This is a genomic window from Pseudarthrobacter sp. PvP004, from assembly GCF_017876035.1.
Classification (GTDB): domain Bacteria; phylum Actinomycetota; class Actinomycetes; order Actinomycetales; family Micrococcaceae; genus Arthrobacter; species Arthrobacter aurescens_A.
Map to the genome: position 1 here is coordinate 4,018,562 of NZ_JAGINL010000001.1, position 22,441 is coordinate 4,041,002.

A 22,441-nucleotide genomic window follows, 5' to 3' on the forward strand; every position below is an offset into this window, starting at 1 on the left:
GGAGGGATGAATCAATGAGCGAAAAGCGAAGGGGCCTCGGCAGGGGTCTTGGGGCTCTCATTCCTAGCTCGGCCGCGGCCCAGGGAAACGGTGCCGCACCAGCCCGTCCCGTGGATCTATTCTTCCCCGAAGCGCGGAAGACAGCGGAGCCGACAGTTGAGACCTCTCTCGAAGATTCGGGCGCTGCAGATTCCAAGCCAGCTGCAGCAAAGACGTCTACATCATTAGGCGGTGCCGCAGAGGGCGCTGCAGCCGCGAAGTCCCGGAGCAAGACCTCGGCTGCCAGGTCCTCCAACGCCGGGACATCCACACCCCCGAAATCTGCTTCCAAGCCGGCCGCTTCGCGTGCTGCGGCCGCTAAGGATTCTGCCGACTCGAAAGGGTCGACGGCGGCTGCCGCGCCTGCGTCTTCGCACTCGGCTCCAGACGTCGAGTTGGTGGAGGTCCCCGGAGCCCGGTTTGCCGAGATCCCCGTCGGCGACATCCATCCGAACCGCAAACAACCTCGTTCGGTCTTCGATGAAGACGACATGGCTGAGCTTGTGCACTCTGTACGCGAAATCGGCGTGCTCCAGCCAATTGTTGTGCGTACTTCAACCGAAAAGGGTGGAGAACCGTACGAGTTGGTCATGGGTGAGCGTCGTTGGCGTGCAGTCCAGGCCGCGGGACTCGAAACAATCCCTGCGATTGTTCGTGATACCACCGACGATGACCTTCTTCGCGATGCTCTTCTGGAAAACCTTCACCGTAGCCAGCTGAATCCCTTGGAAGAAGCAGCGGCCTATCAGCAGCTCTTGGAGGACTTCGGAACCACGCACGAGCAGTTGGCTGACCGAATTGGTCGCTCCCGTCCGCAGGTTTCCAACACTCTGCGACTGCTCAAGCTCCCGCCTTTGGTTCAGCGGCGCGTTGCCGCCGGAGTTCTGTCCGCTGGGCACGCACGTGCTCTGCTCGCACTCCCGGACGCTGCGGCGATGGAACGTATGGCCCAGAAGATCGTGGCGGAGGGCATGTCAGTCCGAGCTACCGAGGAATCAGTTGCTCTGTACCAAGATCCCACCACGCCCGCTAAGAGCAGCATCCCCAAGCCCAACGCTCGGCACGAACGCCTGGATTACCTGGCCTCGTCACTCTCGGACCGTTTGGATACGAACGTGAAGATCACCTTGGGTGCGCGTAAAGGTCGCGTGAGTATTGAGTTCGCCAGCGTTGAGGATCTCAACCGCATCATGGATGTCTTAGGCCCTGGCGCAGAAGACTAGAAGCAGATACCGACGGATGGGGCTCACACTTGGTGTGGGCCCCATTTGTTTTGTTGCTTAGCCCGCATGCAGTGCTTAGTTTTGGCCGTTTTGACGTTCTATGCTGCCTGCCTGTCATGTTTCACGTGAAACGGGATCTATCTGGCTGATATCTGCCGGAAGGGGTGGGTGTGTATGAGGCTCACCTGCCCTTACATGTTGATAGGGCCGTTGGCTTTGAGGCAGGACTTGTCCGACTAGAATCTGTTGGCCGCGTGCGTCCAGGTGAGAGTGTCTGCCTACCGGGACTGTCGTCGGAAGGACGCGCCGCCAACACTAGCGAAGGTTGATGCTCTAGGCTTTTACCCTGTGCACGCTCCCCCTAGTCCTAGTTGTTGCGTTGGAAGTCCGATCGGGTGCGATCCGGGCGCACGGTGGGCCCTCAGGTGCTGATTCATCATTATTGGGTGCGTATCTCTTGCTTCACTGGATTATGCACCCTCTGGACGATCAGCGGGGATTGATGCCAGGGACTAACGTCGGGAGATGGTTCTCGAAACCCTCCCCCGCAATGGCGGCGTTTCTTGCATATCGGATATGTCCCGGGGCGTGTTTCACGTGAAACACGCCATCAAGTAGGTCCTCGTGCCGCGATCGATTCGTTTGAGATCTATCGGTTCAGATGAGAATACAGCAGACGTGACAAGTGGGCCTTCGGAGGCTTCTGGTGTTTAGCGCCGTCTACGCACGGTAGCTTGGATTCTTGGACCTGATGCCTTCAGTCTGCTGGCACTTGGATGTCTCCATTCGCGCTCATAGGCACGCGAGGGACTGCGTCGGTGCGTTCGAATTCGAGGAATATGGGCATTCGTCCCCTAGGTTAGACGTGGGCGTGCGCGAGTGTTCAAGATTCCACGGCAAATCGGCGCATTCTCCGTGTGGCGAACAGGTGCTGAACCTGGGAATGTGTAGTGTCAACGGCCAGTAGCGGGCCTTATCCGTCCCGCGAGGTGAGTTGAGCCGCTGCTAAGCCTGCTGAGAGCATCAGGATGAAATGCTGGCACGTACGGTAGGCGGAGTGGTCTTGGCGGGCTAGACGGGTCAAAACGGTCCTCGTAAAGCCCGGCCGTCCCGCGCTTCGCTTGCCGTTTGTGTTTCACGTGAAACAGTACGCCCGGAGCACTGCTGGTCAGTTATACCGCTTTTGCTAACTCCTATTGCTCAATGGGTCCTGAGTGTCGGGGCGTTGCAGGGGGCAGTTGGGCCTATGCATGTATCCGGTGGTGCTACGCCATGGAGATAAGGGGGGCCCCGGCAATTTCACGTGAAACATTGCTGAATCGTGGGCCGGAAAACGGAACCTACCGAGTGTCCAGCTGGGGAATGAAACCTCTTGTGTCGGAAGACAGATACTCTCAAACGCATTGATGTCGTGCACTGCGAGGTTCTGACCTATTGGTGACCTCGCAGGAGGGCAGGGCTACTCCAGTAATCGCCGCTGGATCAGACCCACTCAGCGTGCGAGGCGACTCATGATTGGGCACCATGGAGCAGACACTAAAGTCTTCATCCCGTGCTTTACCAGGGAGGCTTGGTTCAATGCCGGAGTGCTTAGGCTGCCACAGATGTTCCAGGGCACGAACCGCCCGGAAATCCCGCGATTGACCGATCACCATCTGGATTGCTCTTGAGCCGATGGGCGATGCCTCGGATAGTCGGCATGGGCCCCTGTCACTGACTACTGCTTGCTGGGCGGCAGCTGTTTGGGCGTCTCGAATAGATACGCATGGATGGCCGGAATGTACGGCTCCCTGAGCTACTACGCAGGCTTCTAGCCTTCGCTCCCCCTGGGGCCAGGCTGCCAAGGTGTCCTGCTAAACCCTTCTAGTCCTCGCCGAGGTAAGACAATATCGTCGGATGCGTCAGCGAATGCATCCGAAGTTCTCGTCGTGCCGGTGCCTGTGAGGACTCACGACGAACCGGTGATTTGTATTGTGCTGCAACTGAGACCACATCTTGTCATTCCATGGTCACGGTGGCCATCGAGCGTTGTGTCTAATCGTGTCCTGTACAGCGCGGCGGCATCAGGACTTCGCTAATGCGGTCCATCTATGGCCTCTGTGAGTTGCTGGGGGTTGGGACAGAGGTAGTCGATGCATCATCGAGGGCTGACGAATGTTGCATGTATCTCGAACATGATTCTCCGTTGCTCCTGAGCTCCGCGCTGCGGTGCCTTCCACATCGGGCTAACGCGGGCCATGACGGCATTTCATGAAGTCATGAATGTCCCTTCTCGAGGGCGCTGGGCCACAGTGATGACACCCTGGCGTCCTCAAGTTGCCACGCTAGTTGAGCGACTGCGACGAACTACAACCGGTACGCTCACGCCGACGGCTGGTCCTCTGCAGAGATGATGTGGTGCAGTCCATCTCTCAGCGTGTGGTCGCCTGGTCCGGAAGTGCTATGCAGCGGTCGACCATAGGTGGGCTGCGGACCACGGCCGTGCTCAGAGCAGTTGTGCCGTTGTCAATTGGTCGGATGTTGCTAGGTCCCACATTGTGGCTATCAAACTCTCCATGACCTAGAACTCCCGTGGTCACTCTGTGAGGAGCCGTTTTCCTGACGTGTGTCTCGCTCAAGTTCGCCGGTGGCATCTGGTTTCGGCGTGGCCGCTGTCCAGTGTTTCACGTGAAACAGAGCAACGGGGCACGCTGCCTCCCGTTTGACGGAGCTTCGCAGGCGCCCATTTAAGCAGTGGTTAAACCGTGGATAAGGCGGTGGATATCCCTGTGGAAAACACTGGGGATAAGTCTGTTGATCCGAAGCCTGCCCGATCCCATGGAATCAGTTCTGCCGACGTCCCAAGTCGGGTTAACGTGCCTCCAATGGAACCAGAGTCCGACATTGGCTGAAGCCAGGATGTCCACCCCCCACTGCCTACTGTGAATGTGCGCATATTGCCCAATTTTCATTGATTTGGCGGCAATTCAATGTGGCCAAGCCCTTGTTCCACAACAAGGATCGAGAAGCATCCTGACTTCAGTGAAGTGAAAGTCTGCATGGGCTTCCGTCGCCGCCAAGGGAGGGTATGTGGGCAATCTCATGAGCAGTGGATAAGCCTGTGGATAACACTGTGCACAAGTCTGTGGATGGTGTCGGCGTAGGCCGACTCTTTGCTCTCTAGTCGCCCCTGATCACGGCAGTTTAGATCGGCACCATGTGGGAAAATTCGCAAGCGCGATTGTTGGTGCTTGATGAGGGTATGGATAGTCGGACAGAAGATTGGACTTCAGTGCGACGCACTAAGCCCCTATGATCGTCTTCATTGGCCGGACGCGTGCGCATCACACTCCCGGTGTACACAGTTGCTTCCACTATCAAGGGATATTCATCGGATGTATCAGGTCAGCGCCGCTGACATCCCCTTCACCTCATACGTCGGCGCAGACGTTCTCCCCCTGCGCTTGGTACCCCGGTGGCGAGACAAGGACAAGACAAGCAGTCGTGGCTATTGCGGGGGCGCATTGGAGGAACCGCCGGATGGGTCTGCGAACTGTAGCCACCGTCTCCCCAAGCGCTCCTTGCAGGATGGTGCCGCCGGCTTCTCCTACCTACGTCAACGGCGTCGTAGTTCGCAAGCAGGGCACTCACGCACGACGACGGCCTCGTCGTTCCTATGCCGGTATTTGTGCGGGGCATGTCGTTATGGCTGGCCGGACATCGTGCGCCAAGAGCCTGGTGACGTACGCGCTGCAGTCATGGAGTGCCCCCAAGGATGGGGGAAGGAGCTGCACTGAAGGGGATGGTCTGGTTTGAGGCCTAAGCCTCGGTTGGTGGGTCCTTTCATGAGCTCATCCTGTTTCACGTGAAACATGTTCATTCCGCTACTCCCCCTAGCCTGGGGACTTGGTCTTGGGCCCATTGGGCGCACGATTGCCACTCGCCCCGCGGTAAGGCAGACATTGGAAGGAGGTCGCCCGCGCTCTGACTCGTCTCTTGTCGATCCACAGGCTTGGTCGCGTGGTTGAGCGCCCGTGCGTTCATGCGCCGGCTCGCCCGTGTTCCGGGTAGCGATGCGGCTGCATCCGTACGAACCTGCGGGCCCGAGCGTCTTCAGCGCGGGTTCCTGACGTGGTAACGGGCGCACCCCTACAGCTATCTCCTGGCGGGGCCTGCATCTTGGTTCACGCGCACGCGGCCGATCACTACGGCGTAGTCTTTCGCACAGCAGAGAAGCCACTGGGTGCCCTTCAATCAGGGCCACGCCGACTCTTCAGGTTCAGTTCTTCGTAGTCCGCCCGAGGGCGTTTAGGCCCGTGCAAGATTCAGGATGAGGTATGGAAGCGTGTTTCACGTGAAACATGTGCCAGTCGGGCCGGTGATGATGCTCGGGCGTCGCGTGAGTCATGTGGGAATCGGAACGTGGCGGTGGCGGCCTCGGATCCCGGACCCCGGACCCCTGGTTTCGGACTATTCATGTGTGAGTCGGTACTGCAATTGCGGACCCAAATCGCGTGAACGTCGTAGCTCAGGGCTGAGAGGGTCTGAATGGTGTTTCACGTGAAACGTAGGCCATGGAATCGGCGGGCCAAGCGGACCTGTTGGGTGAGCTAGCCCGATAGAACTGCGCACTAGGGCGAATCGCGTGCGGAATCACCAAACCCTGGACGACGATGCGCGGATACCGACTCTGATTGTAACTAGCGAGACGGTATTCACCTTGTCTGCTTCTTTCGCCCTGGCAGGAGTGGTTTCACCGGCTGGCGACCGACACGGAGGTTACTGAAACCGTCTACAAGTAGATGAGTCATCATGAGCGCAGACACCCTCTCAGGGCGGATTGACTTGTGCTTGAGCGAGTTCAGCATGGGCACGCTGCTATTGCCCTGCACAGGAAGATTGGGGCGTTCTGCGGAGAACGAGAGCGCTCGGCTGCTGCATGGATCCGGGTCCTAGAAGCCCTTCCAGGACCCCAAAAGACCATGGCAAGAGGAAAATGGGTCTCAATGAGGTGGAGGGTGTACTGGCCGGAACGATCGGAACCTGGTGGGTAACCTCCATCGAAACCCGCAGTTCTAGAACGGTGACAATATCTGATGCGAGTACCGAGTGATGGTTCCAGCATAAGAATTGGTTCTAGTCAGATTTCTATCGAGACCTACTATGCATCTTGGCAACCAGTTCCTGTTCCGGCGCACGTTCCCTAACGCCCCCCTTACGCTGGAGAGCGGGCAGTTTCCGGCCTGAATATGTAGCCTTTTCAGCATTGGAAGCATTGGAAGCATTGGAAGCATTGGAAGCATTGGAAGCATTGGAAGCATTGCAAGCACTGACTAGTGATGATTGCGAAGAACCGTCAAATAGTCAGCTGAGGGTCAACTGCCCCAGGTACTGAATCCGCAGTCGGTATTTGGTGATTTTCCGCGCGCTTCAGATGCTTAACGCTGGTCCATCCACCTAAGTGACTGGGAAAGTGAATGCTAGGACTAGAGAGCAGTGTTTCACGTGAAACCGGCACCCACCACCCTCGAAGCCAAACACAAGCAATTGAAAGCAGGAAGAGGTTCTTTTTTGGACAAGGCGTCCGACCAGGCAAAGAACTTTCTCCATCAGCACGGCCAAGGTTCTCCCCAACGCTAATCGGGAGTGGGATTGGTTAGCTAGTCGGCGAGACGTGGAAGGACGCAGGGGCAGCAAGATATTCACTCCAGCTGCGGTTACCTCAACAGACTGCGGCTTCTGTTTGCAGCGTGAGGCCCGTAGCTTGCGGCGGGCAGCCATACAATTTACATCGCCGCGGGCATCCCGATGTGAAAGCGGAGATGCAGCAACGCGGCCCTCGGTTTCGGAGGGCGCACGGCCCCTCCCCCAAAGGAACCGGACGGGCGAGGAACTGGGAGGGACACCGGACGGGCAAGAAGTCAGTCCGACAGGGAACCGGACCGGCGAGCTAGCGCCACTTTAACCAGTGGCCAGGACAACAAGCGGGAAGAGAGCTTGAAGGACAGCTTGACGAGCAACGAAGAAATGCCCTCAGGGGTGCCCCGGTCTGGCAGAACGGGGAAGCGCCTGAAGGAACGATGATTTCTCCCTACCCCAGGTAGGGAGAACGGCACTGTAAGCTCAGGAGGAAGCTGGGGGACGCTCAGGAAGAGTACGGAACTAATGAGACCGAATCTGTTTGAAATCATTGAAGGAAACAAAAAACCGGCGACTCCCGCTCCCTGAGGAGCAGCAGCCGCCGGCTTTTCGATGTAACTTGGTCTGGAAAACTTAGGACAGGACGTCCGCGAATTCCTTCTCGAAGAACTGCTTCGGCTTGGCGCCGATGACGGTGCTCTTCACTTCTCCCCCGCTGAACAGGTACACGGCCGGGATGGACGTGATGCCGTACTCGGCGGCGATGGCGGGGTTGTCGTCGACGTTGAGCTTCACAACGTCAACCTTTTCGCTGTACTCGACGGAGATCTCGTCGAGGATGGGGCCGAGCTTGCGGCAGGGGCCGCACCACTCTGCCCAGAAGTCCACGATGACCGGCTTCTCGGAAGCCAGGACATCCGTACTGAAGCTTGCGTCAGTTACGTCTTTTGCGTTGCTCATAACTTTTCCCTTCGTATGGTTGCTTGGATGCAGCTTAGGAGTGCAGGTCTGCGAGGTAGTGCTCAACGTCAAGGGCAGCCACACAACCGGAGCCCGAGGCCGTAATGGCCTGGCGGTACGTGGGATCGATGACGTCACCCGCGGCGAAGACACCCTTGATGTTGGTCCGGGAGCTACGGCCTTCCACGGCAATGGTTCCTTCAGGGGTCAGATCAACCTTGCCCTTGATGAGGTCCGTGCGGGGGTCGTTGCCGATGGCCACGAACACGCCGGTGACAGCGAGTTCTGACTCGGTTCCGTCCACGAGGTTCTTCAGCTTGAGACCAGTCACCTTGTCCCCACCGAGAACATCTTCAACGGCCGTGTTCCAGACGAACTTGATCTTCTCGTGGGCCTGGGCACGGTCACCCATGATTTTGGAAGCCTTGAGGGTATCGCGACGGTGGACTACCGTGACGGACTTCGCAAACTTGGTGAGGAACAGTGCTTCCTCCATGGCGGAGTCGCCACCACCGATGACGGCAATGTCCTGATCCTTGAAGAAGAAACCGTCGCAGGTTGCACACCAGCTAACGCCGTGGCCTGAGAGGCGCTTCTCGTTGGCCAAGCCGAGCTCGCGGTAGGCCGAACCTGTGGACAGGATGATGGCCTTCGCCTGGAAGGTCTCCCCCGTTCCGATGGTCACGGTCTTGATGTCGCCGTCGAGGTCCAGCTCGGTAACGTCCTCAAACTGGATCTCGGTGCCGAAGCGGGCCGCCTGCTTCTCGAAGTTCTCCATGAGGTCCGGGCCCATGATGCCTTCCGGGAATCCCGGGTAGTTTTCCACGTCAGTGGTGTTCATCAGTTCGCCACCAGCAGTGACGGAACCGGCAATGAGCAGAGGCTTCATGTTGGCGCGGGCGGTGTAAACGGCGGCTGTATAGCCGGCAGGGCCTGAACCAACGATGATGACGTCACGCACCTGCGATGCGCTGTTTTCTGCAATGCTCACTTGGCGTGAACCTCTTCCTTAGTCGATGCTGCGGCTTTCGGGGCAGCCACCTGACTCAACCCCTGTTGCGTTCCAAATATTCCGTTGGAGTTGGGGACCCTAAAAGCCACCATTATTCAGGGTACCGTCTGCAAGCATGCCGAATCTAAGCGGTGACGCCAACGCAGACAGCAGTAGGGGCCGTTCTGACGAGTCAAAACGGCCCCAACTGCTATCTGATGGTGTGGCTACTGCACCGTGACCTCAGCGAGACGCAGTCCGAAGCCGAATCGGGTCTTCGGTGCAGCCAGCTTGGGCAGCGCGCTGATGACCACGATGACGTACTGGGTCTGCGTCGGTGCTGCAAGCGGCATGGTCAGTTCCGGGGATGTGAAGCTGTTGGTTCCCACCAGTTTTGCGCCGTCCATCGCAGGACGATCGTTGGTGTAGACGCTGATACTACCGCCGGAACCACCCAGCTGGTTGAGCACAACGGACTTGACCTCGGTGGGTTCCTTGAGCTTGACCACAAGCGGCATATCTTCGAAAAGTCCACCCCAGTTTGCGGAGGCGAATTCCATGTCCGACCAGTAGCTTGCAGCGTTACCGTCAAAGGCCCGGGCAAGGTCCTTGTCATAGGTGGCAGCGAAGGGGAAGTCGCCGAGGCGGCTGATCTCTTCGATTTCCGGCGGCGTGGCAGGTGCCGGAGCTTGCGTGGGCGCGGGCTCCTCAGTTTCCGGAGCCGAGGATTGCGGGGCAGGCGTGCTTTGCGTGGCGGCCGGTGCGCCGCTGGGCAAGAGACTGCCGAGATTGGTCACCGCCAGGACGAGTCCCACCACCAAAACGGCGGCAAGGAGGCCACCGACGAGCCAGCGCAGTGAACGCGGTTCCTTCTCCGGAGCCTCGTCTTCGTAAACTTCCTCGTCCGCGTAATCGTCCGTAACAGCTGACGACGCCGGGAAGCTGCTGGCCGCCCGATCGTAGCCGGAGTCGCTGCCACGGTTTGTAGCACCGGAACCACCAGCATCTGCGCCTGAGCCGCTAAATCCGTAGTCCTCCTGGGACCACAGGGAAACCTTTGGTTCCGCAGCCGGCTCGCGGTTGGCAGTGTGCGACGAAACCGGCGGCGATGAAACGGCCTGGGTCGGCGGCTGCGATGCAACAGCAGGCGACGCTCCGCCCGTTGTGCCGGCAGAACCAGCGCCGGCAGAACCTGGACCTGCAGTATCAGCGGCGGCAGCACCGGCGTCGTGGTTTTTGGAACCCGCGTGCTTCAGAGCGGCAGCGGCAGCGACCCCCGCTGCTCCGGCGCCGGCAGCGGCAGCAGCCAGCTTGCCCGCGATCCCGCTCTTTTGCGAAGAAGGGCTGGACGAGGGCATGGGCGGTACGTGCGGCGCAGTGCGTGCGGGCGCGGCAGGTTCAGACTGCTCGCCGTCGGACTCGTACGGGATGGGGTAGCCGTTTTCGTCGTACTGGATGTACTCGGCGTCGTGCTCATCATCCTCGTAAAGACCGTCGTACGTCTCGGGCTCATAGGTGCGCGGCCGGCCAAAAATCTCGCTTCCGAGCGTCTCCGTGAAGAAAGGCTCGATGTAAGGCGGGTTGGTGGCGACCACGAGGTCCAGCAGATCCGCAGCGGTACTGTGGTTGGTGATCAGGTACGTGGTGTTTTCGCTGATTCCCAAGTCCAGGATCTGAACATGGCCCGGCCTCTCCCCGGTGGCCACTTCGCGGGCGCTCTGGGCCACCTGCTCGGCATTTCCGGGACCGGCAACAAGGATGCTCACGGGACGGTTGAGGACTTGGTCCACGCCGTCGAGCACCTGATCTTGGTCATGCGAGGTCAATACATTGGCCGTGACCTTGTAGCGGCCGCCAAGTACTGATCCGACGTCGATCGGGTGGGACACGTGTTCCTCCTAGGCTGTCCGGGAGCTGCGGTCCAGCACATGGCTCCCCCGCGTGAACCGGTTGAACCTCTTTTGCAACTACCTATATTCGTTTCTAGCCTAACGGATTGAGGCCCGCCGTCCGTGTTGGCGGCACCGGCTCACTTCCTGTGGCTTCCGCGTGTGGGGAAGTAAGGATTCTGTCCGGCGTCGCCTTGGTAGGTGCGTCGACCCGGCAGCGGGACCTGTGGACGGAACTTACCGCCGCGGGCCGTGCTTGGCGCGTCTTCTTCCGGAAGGTAGGTCTTGGGCTCGTCCGGTGAGCCGCCGGTGGCGGGCTCGGGAGAACGCTGAGGGGCAAGAGCCGGCCCGGCCCTGAAGGAAGCAGCGTCGAACTCGCCCGAGATGCGCGGAATCAAACCGGTATCGTCCGAGACCGTAGCGCGTGCCGGCGTCGTGGGTTCCGCAGGGGCGCCAACGGGCGCGGGGACACCGCGACCCAGACGACCCATGAGCGGACGCAGGAGGTCGCGAAGTTCGGTGACGTGGAAGACGCGCAGGAGGACCAGGTATGCGAGCAGCATGACAGGCCCGACGACGACGACGGTCACCAAGGCGGCCGGGCGGCTGCTCCATGCGAAGCCGTCGGCACGGTAGCTCCCCAGAAGCCACAAAGCCCCTGCACCGGCAAGCGCAGAACCCAGGCCTGCGTAGCCCATGCGGATGTACGAGTTAGCGATGCGCGGCCCGTCGAGGTGACCCAGCAACCGGCGCAGGAACACCACGCTGATCACCACGGACAGAATGTTGCCCAGTGTGTAGAGGATTGCGATCGCGTAGATGATCTGGCCCACGGGAAGGAACTGGATGAAGAATGCGCCCACCACGTAGATCACGGCCAACCACAACTGGACGTACAGGGGCGTGCGGGCGTCCTCGTTGGCGTAGAACACGCGGGACATCATGAAGTTTGCACTCAGGAAGGGTGTGCTCAGCGCGAGGATGGTGAGCGTCTGCGCCAGCATGACGCCGTCCTGCGGTTCGCCACCGGAGAAGAACATTCCCAGCGGACCGGCCAGCGCGAACAGCGCCAAGGCACCGAAAACGGTGGCAACAGCCATAGTGCGGAGGCCGTGGGAAAGGGCGTCCCGCAGCTCGGCTTTGTTGCCGTCCTGCGACGCGCGTGTCATGCGGTTGAAGAGGACGGTAGCCAAGGACAATGCAATGATCGAGTGCGGCAACAGGTAGAGCTGGCTCGCGACCTCCAGGACGGCGTTGCCGGGCAGGACCGCAGCGGCCACTGTATTCCCCGCGTTGCTCAGACGGAGGCGCTCGGCACCGGGAATGGTGGCGATCCGCATGACGTACAGGAACGCCAGTTGTCCGACGGCGGCGGTCGCCAGCGTCCAGACGCTCAGCTTGGCTGCCTGGCCGAGTCCAACGCCGCGCCAGCCGAAGCGCGGACGAAGGCCGAGGCGCAGGCGGAAGACGGGGATTAGGAGAATGGCAGTCTGCGCGACCACACCGAAAGTGGAGAAACCGGCGATCAGGAACGTCTGGGTGGGCCCCCAGTTGTCCAAGGTGTGGGGGTTGTGAATGTTCTCGCCCAAGATCCAGATGAACATCCCCAGGCCGGCGATGGCCACCAGGTTGTTGAGGATCGGGGCCCACATGGCGGGGCCGAACGCTCCGTGGGCGTTCAACACCTGCGTGAGGAGGGCATAGAGCCCGTAGAAGAAGATCTGCGGCAGGCACCAGAAAGCGAAGGTGACCGCCAAGGCCTTCTGTTGCTCGGAGTAGCCTTGCGTGGTGAGGTCGATGACCAAGGGTGCCGCCAGCGTTACCAGCGCCGTCAACGCCAGAAGCACCAGGACTGCCAGTGTCAGCAGGCGGCTGATGTAGTCCGCGCCTCGGTCGGGGGCCTTGCTGGCCTTGATGATCTGTGGGACCAGAACGGCGTTGAACACGCCGCCGGCCACCAGGAGGAAGATCAGGTTCGGCAGGTTGTTCGCGTTAATGAACGTGTCATTGATCGTGGAGCCCAGGCCGAGGGCGGCGCCGAGCATCCACGTTTTGGCGAAGCCAAGGAACCGGGAAACGAGCGTTCCTGCGGCCATGATGGCGCTGGAACGTGCTTCTCCGGACTGAACGGACTGGGTTGTTTTGGCTTCAGACATCGCCTTTATCGTCCCATGTACCCGGGTCAGAGATGTTCGGGAAGCACTTCCCGTGCCAAATCGGCGATGCGGCGTTCATTCGGGAAGGACAATTTTCGGGCCAGTTCCTGGATGGGAACCCACGCGGCGTCCACGGCTTCCTGGTCCGGATCGTTCTCGATGGTGAGCTCGCCGCCCGTTGCCCGGAGCAGGAAATGGTGCACGGTCTTGTGGACGCGGTGGCCGCTCACGGTGAACCAGTAGTCGATGCTGCCAAGGGGCGCCAGAATGTTGCCCTCGATGCCGGTTTCCTCGGCAATCTCACGAACAGCAGCTTCCTCGTTGTTCTCGCGGCCTTCCGGGTGGCCCTTCGGGAGGCACCATTCAAGCCGGCCACCCCTATTGAGGCGGGCGATAATCGCAACCCGGAGTTCGCCGTCGGACGTGTCTACTACCACGCCACCGGCTGACACTTCCTCAACAGTGGGAAGCGAGGCCTGCACCGGGTGCTGCTGGGCAGGCGCGACGTGCGCGCCGATTGCCGACGGCAACGGTGCGTTTGTCCTCCTGCCAGGAGCGCTCGGGATCGGGTTGGCCATGAGGTCCACTCTAACGACTCTTGCCCCGGAGTGATGACCGGGACATGGCCACAAGATGTACTGCAGGAGATGCTCCGCGGACACATGCCTGATTTCGCATGGAACAGTGGCCCACTGCTGCGCAAAAATCTGCCAAGCTTAAGGAACTATGGCGCACGTATTGGACAGCTCTTCTGTTAACTTCACCATCGATCCGGTGGTGCTCGACCTCGGGCAGCGCTTTGTCGACGCCGGCTTCGAGCTGTCCTTGGTGGGTGGACCCGTGCGCGACCTTTTCCTGGGCAGAACCTCCCCGGACCTCGACTTCACCACCGACGCCACGCCGGACCAGACCATTTCCGTCATCAAGAAGTGGGCGGACAATTTCTGGGAAATCGGCCGCGCTTTCGGCACTATCGGGATGAAGAAGAGCGGTTTCCAGATTGAAATTACCACGTACCGCGCGGAGGCTTACGACCCCGATTCGCGCAAGCCCGTGGTGGCTTTCGGCAGCTCCCTGACCGACGACCTTCTCCGCCGCGACTTCACCATCAACGCCATGGCGCTGCGCCTGCCGAGCCTGGAACTGGTGGATCCCTTCGGCGGTGTTCGCGACCTTCACGCGTCAGAGCTCGCCACACCAGGCGCCCCGGAGGCCTCTTTCTCCGACGATCCCCTGCGCATGATGCGTGCGGCCCGTTTCGCATCGCAGCTCGGCGTGTCGGTTCACGAAGACGTCCGGCTGGCCATGTCCCAAATGGCAGACCGCATCAAAATCATTTCGGCCGAGCGCGTCCGTGAAGAGCTGGTCAAGCTTATTAACGGAACCCACCCCCGCGTGGGCATCGACCTCCTGGTGGACACGGGCCTTGCTGAGTTCGTGCTCCCCGAGGTCTCCGCCCTGCGCCTGGAAGCCGACGAGCACCACCGGCACAAAGACGTTTACCAGCACTCCCTTCAGGTCCTTGAGCAGGCCGCTGCACTGGAAACAGGACCTGACGGCCCTGTGCCCGGCCCCGATTTTGTGTTGCGGTTCGCAGCGCTAATGCACGACGTCGGCAAACCCGCTACGCGTCGTTTTGAACCGGGCGGCGCGGTGAGCTTCCGCCACCACGACGTTGTGGGTGCGAAGCTGACCGCCAAGCGCATGAAAGCACTGCGGTTCGACAACGACTCAATCAAAGCCGTTTCACGCCTGGTGGAATTGCACATGCGCTTCTACGGCTACGGCGATGCCGGCTGGAGCGACTCCGCGGTCCGCCGCTACGTCACCGACGCCGGTCCCCTCCTGGAACGCCTTCACCGGCTCACCCGATCCGACGTCACTACGCGTAACCAGCGCAAGGCCGACCGCCTGTCCTTCGCCTACGATGACCTTGAGCAACGTATCTCGGCGCTTCTGGAACAGGAATCACTGGCGGCTGTCCGGCCTGACCTGGATGGTGCGCAGATCATGAGGCTCCTGGGACTCAAACCGGGTCCCGTGGTGGGACGGGCTTACAAGTTCCTTCTGGAAGAGAGAATGGAACACGGTCCGCTGTCCCCCGAGGAAGCCGAGCAGAAACTCTTCGCATGGTGGGAAGCGCAACCCGAGTCCGCCGTCGAGCCTTTGACCGAAACTGAGGAGCCCTCATGAACGCTGCGACTTCACCGCGTCCGCAACTCTGGATCCTTCGCCACGGCGAGACCGAGTGGTCCAAGAGCGGTCAGTACACCGGCCTGACCGACCTCCCCCTCACTGTTGAGGGCGAGCAGCAGGCTGTTGAAGCCCGCAAGGTCCTGGAAAGCATCGACTTCGACCTGGTCCTGACCTCACCCCTGCGGCGCGCCCGCCGCACGGCAGAACTCGCAGGCTACCCTGAGGCCGTCCATGAGCCACTGGCTGTGGAATGGAACTACGGGGACTACGAAGGCATCAGCTCGGACCTGATTCGCAAAGACAACCCGGACTACCTCATCTGGACAGATGGCGTACCCAACGGGGAGACCTTGGATGAGGTTGCGGCCCGGGCCGACAAGATCATTGGACGCGTTCTGGAATCCGGAATGGACAATGTCCTGGTAGTGGCCCACGGTCATTTCTCCCGAATCCTGACAGCGCGGTGGCTGGAAATGGATGCACGCGAAGGCCGGCACTTCATTCTGGGAACTGCGAAGGTCTGCACCCTTGGTTGGGATAAGCGGACGCCTGCAATTGTGCGTTGGGGACTCTAAAACACGAATTTAGAAAAACTTTTGGCGAATTAGCTAATTTCGCTGGTCAAACTCCCCGTTCGTGGGGTAGCTTATATCTTGTTCCCAGAGCGACCCGCCGGGAACCAGGCGCGCATTCCCCGGTTCAGTCAGCCGGGACAATGCCACAGCAGGCTGCTTATCAGCCAGAAAAGGAGGTTGGGAAAATGATTACTTTGACTAGCGGACGGAAGTTGACCGTCACTGCTACCCCGGCCTCTGCTGATGATCGACGCCATTTTTGCTCTCTGACCCACTCCTGAACTACCGGACCGGCTTGTTGCCGGCGGTATTCCTGACGGCCATCCTGTCTCTGGATGGCTGAGTAGTCAGTTGTAGGCGCGGACCCACGCAGTATGCCGCGGGTGCGCAGTTTCCCCATAGTTCGGAACCAGCTTCTTGTTGGGTCGGCTGCTGGAAGCACGCGCTATTGCACGACTAATCTCTTTTGATTCGGTCCGCGAAACCCCTATTAGCCTCGGCTATTTACGCCCTTTTAGGCCTTGATTTCTTACGAATTCATTCGGCTCTAATTGCTGTGCCTAAATTCCGTTCAATTCTTCCGTGAAAGGAGGTGAACCATGCGAAAACGCCCCGAAGACATGCGCTTCTTCAAGAGTGTCAATGCTCCCAAGGACCGCACCCTGTTCAACGGCCAGCTGCTCGACCAGCGCCGTGAAGACGTCTACGTTGTCCTGCACCAGATGGGACTCATCCGCTGATGCCCTTCAGCCAGCCCCGAAGGAGTTCAGGTGCCACACATTCATGCTGAACCTCAAGGAGCCCACGCGGCTACGCGTGGGCTCCTTGCCTTTAAGCTGGTGAACCTCGCAGGACTGTAAGCTCGATCCCATGCAGGAGACGAAGCCTCACCGGCTGCAAAAACGTGCCCGCTTAGTGGTTCCAAGCCGCAGTGACGCCCTGCTTCGTCACTTCACGGAGCTCGTGGGCGGGCCCCTTGGCAAACATTCCTCGCCCGGAAGGATCGCATCCGGTCCGTTCACTGTGGAACGGGTCCTGATCATCCTCACAGTTTTCGCTGCGTTGCTCGCAGTGCTTGCAAAGGACTTCTGCCGGGTCCGTGGGTGGGAGACCCCCGGCCAGTTCTATGCAACCTGCTATTCCGACTTCCCGGAACTCTTCCGGAACCGCGGCTTGGGCGAGGGCATATTTCCCTTCTTCAGCCAGGGCAGCCTGTTCGAGTACCCGGTTCTCATAGGCATCATCGCGGGGGTCACCGCTTTGCTGGTTCCCGGCCATGGTGTAGGAAACGAACGCATCCTGGGCTACTTCGACGTCAACGCAACACTGATCGTTGCGGTATGGATCGTCACGGTCCTCCTGACCGCAAGGATTAACAGGCGCCGGCCGTGGGACGCCGCCATGGTGGCCGTAGCCCCCGGGATCATCCTGGCCGGATTCATCAACTGGGACATGTGGGTTGTGGGACTGCTGGCCCTGGGAATGTACTTCTTCTCCCGGGACAAGCTCATCCTGGCCGGCGTGTGCATCGGACTGGGTGCCGCCACCAAGCTATACCCGGTTCTCATACTTGGTGCTGTGCTGGTAGTGGCCCTGCGCACCGGCAAGCTGCGCGTTTTCTTCATCACGGCCGGTGCAGCCATTGCGTCCTGGCTGGCTGTGAACCTGCCCGTTGCAGTGATAAACCCCTCCGGCTGGCGATACTTCTTCGAATTCAGTCAGGACCGCCCTGCCGGGTACAGCTCACCCTGGTTCGCTTACAGCCTTGTGGCAGACCGGGTTCGTTGGGTGCAGATGGACGCAGCCACCATCAATACCCTGGCCCTATCCCTGTTCGTCCTCGCATGCGTTCTTATTGTTGCTTTGGCCCTCTGCGCCCCACGGCGACCCCGACTGGCGCAACTGATGTTCCTGATAGTTGCCGCATTCATCCTGACCAACAAGGTGTACTCGCCCCAGTTCGTCATCTGGCTCATACCCCTCCTCGCCCTGGCCCGACCCCGCTGGCGGGACTTCCTCATCTGGCAAGCGGCCGAGGGGCTGCACTGGGCGGCCGTCTGGATGTATCTGGGCCAAACAACCAGTGGCGGTTCCGTCCAGCACAACATCGACATGTCCTACTACGTCCTGGCCGTAGGACTGCACATGGTTGCCACGGCGTATCTCATGGTGAGGGTGGTCATCGATATCTGGGATCCTGCCCAGGATCCACTCCGCGCCCATGGCCAGGACGACCCGCATGGGGGACCATTCGACGATGCCCGGGACTGGCTGCGGCTCGATGTGTTCCGCCCCTCCCGGTCAGTGCTGCCATGGCGGCCCCGGGCTACGGTAGAGACTACCGATCCCAAAGCACCGCAGCGTACGGAGGTAAACAGCGATGGTTGATGTCGCCGTCGTCGGCGCCGGCCCCAACGGCCTGTCCGCCGCAGTGGTTATGGCCCGCGCGGGCCTGAGTGTCCATCTGTACGAGGCAGCCGATGCGATCGGCGGAGGATCGCGGACCAGCGAGTTGATCGAGCCTGGATACCTTTACGACGTCTGTTCGGCAGTGCATCCCATGGCTGTGGCATCCCCCTTCTTCCGCGCTTTTGAGTTATCGAAGCGCGTGGATCTGCGGCTGCCGGAGATCCAGCACGGCACACCGTTGGACATCGGCGGGGCCGCCCTGGCCTACCAATCCTTGGATCGGACGGTGCAGGAACTAGGCGTCGACGGTCCGGCTTACCGACGGCTGCTTCAACCCTTGCTGGAGCGCGTGGACGGGGTGGTGGACTTTACCTCCAACCAACTCCTGCGCATTCCAAAGGATCCCGTGGCGGCAGTCAGGTTCGGGCTGGCCACGCTGGACCAGGGGACCCCGCTATGGATGCGCCGATTCCGCGAAGAAGCCGCCCCTGCGCTGCTGACGGGCGTGATGTCGCATGCACTCGGCTCGCAGCCGTCCCTCAGTTCAACGGGTGCCGGACTGCTGCTCAGCGTCCTGGCGCACGCAGGCGGTTGGGTTGTGCCTGTTGGTGGTTCGATGTCCATTGCAAAGGCCATGGCTGACGACCTCACAGCGCACGGCGGCACTATCCACGTGGGCGAACAAGTGAATTCGCTGGATCAGGTCCGGCCCGCGAAAGCCATCTTGCTGGATGTTGCACCGCCAACCCTGGCACGCCTGGGTGGCTCGGAAGTTCCCGACCGCTACCGCCGGGCTCTCGAAGCATTCCGCTTTGGGAATGCAGCGTGCAAAGTGGACTTCATCCTGTCCGGACCTGTTCCATGGCGTGATCCCGGATTGGCAAAGGCCGGGACGGTCCATGTTGGCGGTTCGAGGCTGGCGATGGCAGAGTCCGAGAACCTCGTGGACATGGGCAAACATCCAACCGAGCCTTATGTCCTGGTGTCCCAGCCATCGCTGGTGGATTCGAGCCGGGCGCCGGAAGGCCGCCACGTTCTGTGGTCCTATTGCCACGTACCTGCCAACTCCACCGTGGACATGGCGGAAGCTGTCACCGCACGCATTGAGCGGTACGCGCCAGGCTTCCGGGATGTTGTGGTGGCCTCAAAAACCACGACGGCGGCGGAACTGTCCGCGTACAACGAGAACTACGTTGGTGGCGACTTCAGTGCCGGCCTGCTGGACCTCCGCGGTCTGGTGCAACGGCCGGTAGTTTCCAACGTGCCTTGGCGGACTCCCATGCCGGGCGTCTACCTGTGTTCCTCGTCAACGCCGCCAGGACCCGGTGTCACGGGAATGCCCGGGTACCACGCTGCAAGATATGCGCTCAAAGACATATTCAAGATGCGGGTACCCGGGCTGGGCGTTGGGCTTTAGCTCGTTTAGTTAGCGGCGGTGAAGCGGGCGCGGCGGTGAGCCGGGCTCTCGATTTCGTCCAGCATGACCACTGCGTAGTCCTGAGTGGAGATGCTGTTGCCGGCCGGTGAATCCTTGGCAAGGGTGTATTCACCCGTGCGCTCACCCGGCTGAATGACGGGAGCGGGAGCCAAAACCGTCCAGTCAATGGTCTCCGGCGTCTGCTTCACAGCTTCGAAAGCCTTGGCGGCAGTAGTGGCCTCAGCCTTGTAGGCCTCGGGGAAGTCGGGGGAGTCAAGCAGCCGGACGCCGTCAATCTCCAAGGTGCCGGCGCCGCCGACGATCATGAGCCGGGTTCCTTCGGCATTGCTGTAGGCGGAAGCCATCGCATCAAGCCATTCGCCATGATCGCCGCCGGTGCGGCTGGGGCCCGTAGCCAGCACGACGACGTCGTGATTCTTGGCGATGGAGGCGAAGGCCTGGGCGTCAGCCAGATCGGCTGCTTGGGCAGCGGCTCCGGGAACCTCTGCGCCCTTGCGGGAGATGGCCGTAACCTGGTGGCCGCGGGTGATGGATTCGTTGACGATCTGGCTGCCGACCATGCCCGTTGCGCCGTACACTGCGATTTTCATAGCTCTCCTTGAGGTTGGTATCCTTGCAATAACCCCAAAGGTATCCACCGGATACTGATAGCTTCAAAGGAACCTAGTTACCTCAGGGATACTGATACTCATGGATACCAAAGACTTGCCCGCCAACATCCTGGACCCCAATTGCCCGTCTCGCGTGATCTTTCAGCGCATTGGCGACAAATGGGCTTCCTTGGTGATTCAGGTGCTGGGCAACGGGCCGGTGCGGTTCTCGGAGCTACGCAAAATGGTGAGCGTGGTGACTCCCAAGGTGCTGACGCAAACCCTGCGTGCCCTGGAGCGCGATGGGCTGATCACTCGGACCGTCCATGCCCAAGTGCCGCCGCGGGTGGACTATGAACTCACGGCGATGGGTGAGTCATTGCTGCAGCCGCTGACAATGTTGCGCCACTGGGCCGAGAGTCACGTGCCCACCATCCTGGAAGCCCGCGACGCCTATGACGAAGCGCAGGACGAAGCTCTCCTCGGCTCCCCCTAGTTGGATTGCGCGGACGGGACCAGGGCGCGGCTGATTCGTCCGTCCCGCATTGTGGCGACTGCATCGGTGAGCGGTAGGAACTCGGTGTCGTGCGTGACCATCACGGTGGCCGTCTGGAACTCATCGGTTACCTGACGCAGAAGCCGGACGATCGACTCGCTCCGTTCGTGGTCGAGCGCGGCTGTGGGTTCATCAACCAGAAGAACTGTGGGGCTGCCCATGAGAGCCCTCGCAATGTTCACCCTCTGACGTTGGCCGCCGGACAACTGGTGGGGCCTCTTGTGCGCCACGCCGGAAAGTCCGACGACGTCCAGCATCTCCGCCGCCTTCCCCCGCTCTTCGCGCACCCGCTTGCCCCGCAGATGCTCGCGAATCAGCAACTGCTCGACGGCGGTCAGGGCCGGCAGCAGGTTAGGTTGCTGGAAGATGATGCCCACCTTGTCCCGGCGAAGGGCTGTGCGTTCGGCCTCCTTGAGCGAGGCGACGTCTTGCCCATCGATGACGACCAGCCCGGCAGTGGGTTTCACCAGAGTCGCGGCGACGGCGAGCAGCGATGACTTACCGGACCCGGAGGGACCAACCAATGAAAGAAACTCACCCCTGCGCACGCTGAGGTTGACGGCATCGAGGGCCTTGAGCGTAGTGCCTCCGTCGGGGTATTCGAGGGAGACGTTGGCGAGGTTCAGCGTTGTCACGATATATGCCTTTCTAGGAATGTATTAGTTGCCGCCGAGGGCCAGCAGAGGATCCACCTTGGTCACGTTTCTGACCGCCAGGACCGCGCCAGCCAAGCCAAGGAGGATGATCCCTGCAATGGGTGCCAGCGTGGTCATAGGCGTGATCAGGAAAGGTGCAGCCTGCGCCGCGAAGATACCGCCCGCCAGACCAACAAGACCGCCAACTGAGGCGCCAACCAGCAATACCAGGGCCGCCTGGGCGAGGGCATCCCGCACTACGTAGCCGGACGATGCCCCCAAAGCTTTGAGCACGGCGATGTCACGTGTGCGCTGCACGGTCCAGACGGTCAAGAAGGCGACGATCACCAAGGCTGAGATGCCGTAAAGAAATGCCTGCATGAGCATGAGTGATCCGTTCTCACTCTTGTACGAGCCCAGCGCCTGAAAAGAGCCCTCGGGATCGGTGCTGACCGTGCCGGCCGCCGTATTGGCTGCGTCGAGGTCAACGGTGGATCCGGCGTCGTGCTTTACAGCGAGGACAGTGGCAGTGCCGGGTGCTGCGTGCGCGATGGTCCGCCAGGTGTCGAGCGTCGTCCACACCACTCCGGTGTGGGAGTACCACTGGTCCTCCACAACGTTCGAGACCTTGAGGTCCGTCCCGCCAACCCGGACGAGGCTACCGGCCTCCAGCGATAGCTCCTTGGCCAGAGTTTCGCCCACGATGACGGTTCCGTCCTCCACAGCAGACGGTGCCAAGGAGCCGCCAAAGACTGCAGCATTCGCCGTGCCGCTCGGAGTGCCACCCCCACCCAAAGACTGGAAGCGCGTCTGGCTGATTCCGAGTGCCTGCGCCGAAGTCACGCCCGGCTGTTCCCGCCAGGTCTCAAGCTGTGCCGTGGAAACCTCGGACTCTGTGTACGACGCCGTGGCCTCACTTCCGGCGGGGGCGCCAAAGACAATCTGCTGAGCGGGCAGCGCCGCAATGGCCGACGTCGACTGGTTGCCCAAGCCCGCAGTCAGCCCGGAAAGCATGACGAGCAGCAGAGTGATCAGTGCAACGACGCCGCCCATGAGCGCAAAACGGCCCTTGGCAAAACGGATGTCGCGGATGGCGAGAAACATCGGATTCCTTCGATTCAATGCGGGCTTGGTCCCGGCACCATCAACTCTTCCGGGGATGGCT

At 60.7% G+C, this 22,441-nt stretch carries 15 protein-coding genes; 7 read left to right on the plus strand and 8 right to left on the minus strand.

Annotation, left to right across the window (positions count from 1 at the left end; translation table 11 throughout):
• Window positions 1-14: 14 nt before the first annotated feature.
• Entirely contained in the window at window positions 15-1,262 is a 1,248-nt protein-coding gene (locus J3A64_RS18270) for a ParB/RepB/Spo0J family partition protein (protein ID WP_210065233.1), read from the plus strand.
• 6,252 nt (window positions 1,263-7,514) lie between these two features.
• Here J3A64_RS18270 and trxA read toward each other — a convergent pair.
• The 5 genes from trxA to J3A64_RS18295 form a co-directional block, all read right to left on the minus strand.
• Window positions 7,515-7,841 carry a thioredoxin gene (gene trxA / locus J3A64_RS18275; protein ID WP_014923339.1) on the minus strand — a complete coding sequence of 109 codons (327 nt, stop codon included), beginning with the start codon at window positions 7,839-7,841 and terminating at the stop codon, window positions 7,515-7,517.
• 34 nt (window positions 7,842-7,875) lie between these two features.
• A complete protein-coding gene (gene trxB / locus J3A64_RS18280; protein ID WP_014923338.1) occupies window positions 7,876-8,832 on the minus strand; it encodes a thioredoxin-disulfide reductase in 957 nt (318 codons plus the stop codon).
• Between the two features lie 227 nt (window positions 8,833-9,059).
• Entirely contained in the window at window positions 9,060-10,721 is a 1,662-nt protein-coding gene (locus tag J3A64_RS18285) for an ABC transporter substrate-binding protein (RefSeq protein ID WP_011776786.1), read from the minus strand.
• A gap of 140 nt (window positions 10,722-10,861) precedes the next feature.
• Window positions 10,862-12,877, minus strand: coding sequence for a murein biosynthesis integral membrane protein MurJ (murJ, locus tag J3A64_RS18290; RefSeq protein ID WP_210065234.1), 2,016 nt, complete (start codon window positions 12,875-12,877; stop codon window positions 10,862-10,864).
• A 26-nt stretch (window positions 12,878-12,903) separates the two neighbouring features.
• Window positions 12,904-13,407: an NUDIX hydrolase gene (locus tag J3A64_RS18295; protein ID WP_043470909.1), complete on the minus strand. Its 504-nt coding sequence runs from the start codon at window positions 13,405-13,407 to the stop codon at window positions 12,904-12,906.
• A 196-nt stretch (window positions 13,408-13,603) separates the two neighbouring features.
• Here J3A64_RS18295 and J3A64_RS18300 point away from each other — a divergent pair, with 196 nt between their 5' ends.
• From J3A64_RS18300 to J3A64_RS18320, 5 genes are all read left to right on the plus strand, one after another.
• A complete protein-coding gene (locus tag J3A64_RS18300) occupies window positions 13,604-15,070 on the plus strand; it encodes a CCA tRNA nucleotidyltransferase (protein WP_210065235.1) in 1,467 nt (488 codons plus the stop codon).
• On the plus strand, window positions 15,067-15,648 hold the full coding sequence (locus tag J3A64_RS18305) for a histidine phosphatase family protein (protein WP_011776782.1): 582 nt from the start codon (window positions 15,067-15,069) through the stop codon (window positions 15,646-15,648). The genes J3A64_RS18300 and J3A64_RS18305 overlap by 4 nt, the downstream gene beginning before the upstream one ends.
• A gap of 599 nt (window positions 15,649-16,247) precedes the next feature.
• A complete protein-coding gene (locus J3A64_RS18310; protein WP_011776781.1) occupies window positions 16,248-16,388 on the plus strand; it encodes a hypothetical protein in 141 nt (46 codons plus the stop codon).
• 130 nt (window positions 16,389-16,518) lie between these two features.
• On the plus strand, window positions 16,519-18,036 hold the full coding sequence (locus J3A64_RS18315; RefSeq protein ID WP_210065237.1) for a glycosyltransferase family 87 protein: 1,518 nt from the start codon (window positions 16,519-16,521) through the stop codon (window positions 18,034-18,036).
• A complete protein-coding gene (locus J3A64_RS18320) occupies window positions 18,029-19,474 on the plus strand; it encodes an NAD(P)/FAD-dependent oxidoreductase (RefSeq protein WP_210065239.1) in 1,446 nt (481 codons plus the stop codon). The genes J3A64_RS18315 and J3A64_RS18320 overlap by 8 nt, the downstream gene beginning before the upstream one ends.
• A gap of 5 nt (window positions 19,475-19,479) precedes the next feature.
• Here J3A64_RS18320 and J3A64_RS18325 read toward each other — a convergent pair whose 3' ends face one another.
• Entirely contained in the window at window positions 19,480-20,085 is a 606-nt protein-coding gene (locus tag J3A64_RS18325) for an NAD(P)-dependent oxidoreductase (protein ID WP_011776778.1), read from the minus strand.
• Window positions 20,086-20,185: 100 nt separating this feature from the next.
• On the opposite strand from J3A64_RS18325, the gene J3A64_RS18330 reads away from it, so the two are divergent.
• Window positions 20,186-20,581, plus strand: coding sequence for a helix-turn-helix domain-containing protein (locus tag J3A64_RS18330; protein WP_011776777.1), 396 nt, complete (start codon window positions 20,186-20,188; stop codon window positions 20,579-20,581).
• Here J3A64_RS18330 and J3A64_RS18335 read toward each other — a convergent pair.
• On the minus strand, window positions 20,578-21,276 hold the full coding sequence (locus J3A64_RS18335) for an ABC transporter ATP-binding protein (RefSeq protein WP_210065241.1): 699 nt from the start codon (window positions 21,274-21,276) through the stop codon (window positions 20,578-20,580). The genes J3A64_RS18330 and J3A64_RS18335 overlap by 4 nt on opposite strands.
• A 24-nt stretch (window positions 21,277-21,300) precedes the next feature.
• Window positions 21,301-22,380, minus strand: a complete 1,080-nt coding sequence (locus tag J3A64_RS18340; protein WP_210065244.1) for an ABC transporter permease — start codon at window positions 22,378-22,380, stop codon at window positions 21,301-21,303.
• Window positions 22,381-22,441 lie beyond the last annotated feature (61 nt).

What these genes read in the sequence shown, in the direction of transcription:
- J3A64_RS18305 (WP_011776782.1), top strand. Translation starts at nt 15,067, where the DNA reads ATGAACGCTGCGACTTCACCGCGTCCGCAACTCTGGATCCTTCGCCAC.
- J3A64_RS18320 (WP_210065239.1), top strand. Translation starts at nt 18,029, where the DNA reads ATGGTTGATGTCGCCGTCGTCGGCGCCGGCCCCAACGGCCTGTCCGCC.
- trxA (WP_014923339.1), bottom strand. Translation starts at nt 7,841, where the DNA reads ATGAGCAACGCAAAAGACGTAACTGACGCAAGCTTCAGTACGGATGTC.
- J3A64_RS18340 (WP_210065244.1), bottom strand. Translation starts at nt 22,380, where the DNA reads ATGTTTCTCGCCATCCGCGACATCCGTTTTGCCAAGGGCCGTTTTGCG.
- J3A64_RS18330 (WP_011776777.1), top strand. Translation starts at nt 20,186, where the DNA reads ATGGATACCAAAGACTTGCCCGCCAACATCCTGGACCCCAATTGCCCG.
- J3A64_RS18300 (WP_210065235.1), top strand. Translation starts at nt 13,604, where the DNA reads ATGGCGCACGTATTGGACAGCTCTTCTGTTAACTTCACCATCGATCCG.
- J3A64_RS18315 (WP_210065237.1), top strand. Translation starts at nt 16,519, where the DNA reads ATGCAGGAGACGAAGCCTCACCGGCTGCAAAAACGTGCCCGCTTAGTG.
- J3A64_RS18310 (WP_011776781.1), top strand. Translation starts at nt 16,248, where the DNA reads ATGCGAAAACGCCCCGAAGACATGCGCTTCTTCAAGAGTGTCAATGCT.
- J3A64_RS18270 (WP_210065233.1), top strand. Translation starts at nt 15, where the DNA reads ATGAGCGAAAAGCGAAGGGGCCTCGGCAGGGGTCTTGGGGCTCTCATT.
- murJ (WP_210065234.1), bottom strand. Translation starts at nt 12,877, where the DNA reads ATGTCTGAAGCCAAAACAACCCAGTCCGTTCAGTCCGGAGAAGCACGT.
- J3A64_RS18325 (WP_011776778.1), bottom strand. Translation starts at nt 20,085, where the DNA reads ATGAAAATCGCAGTGTACGGCGCAACGGGCATGGTCGGCAGCCAGATC.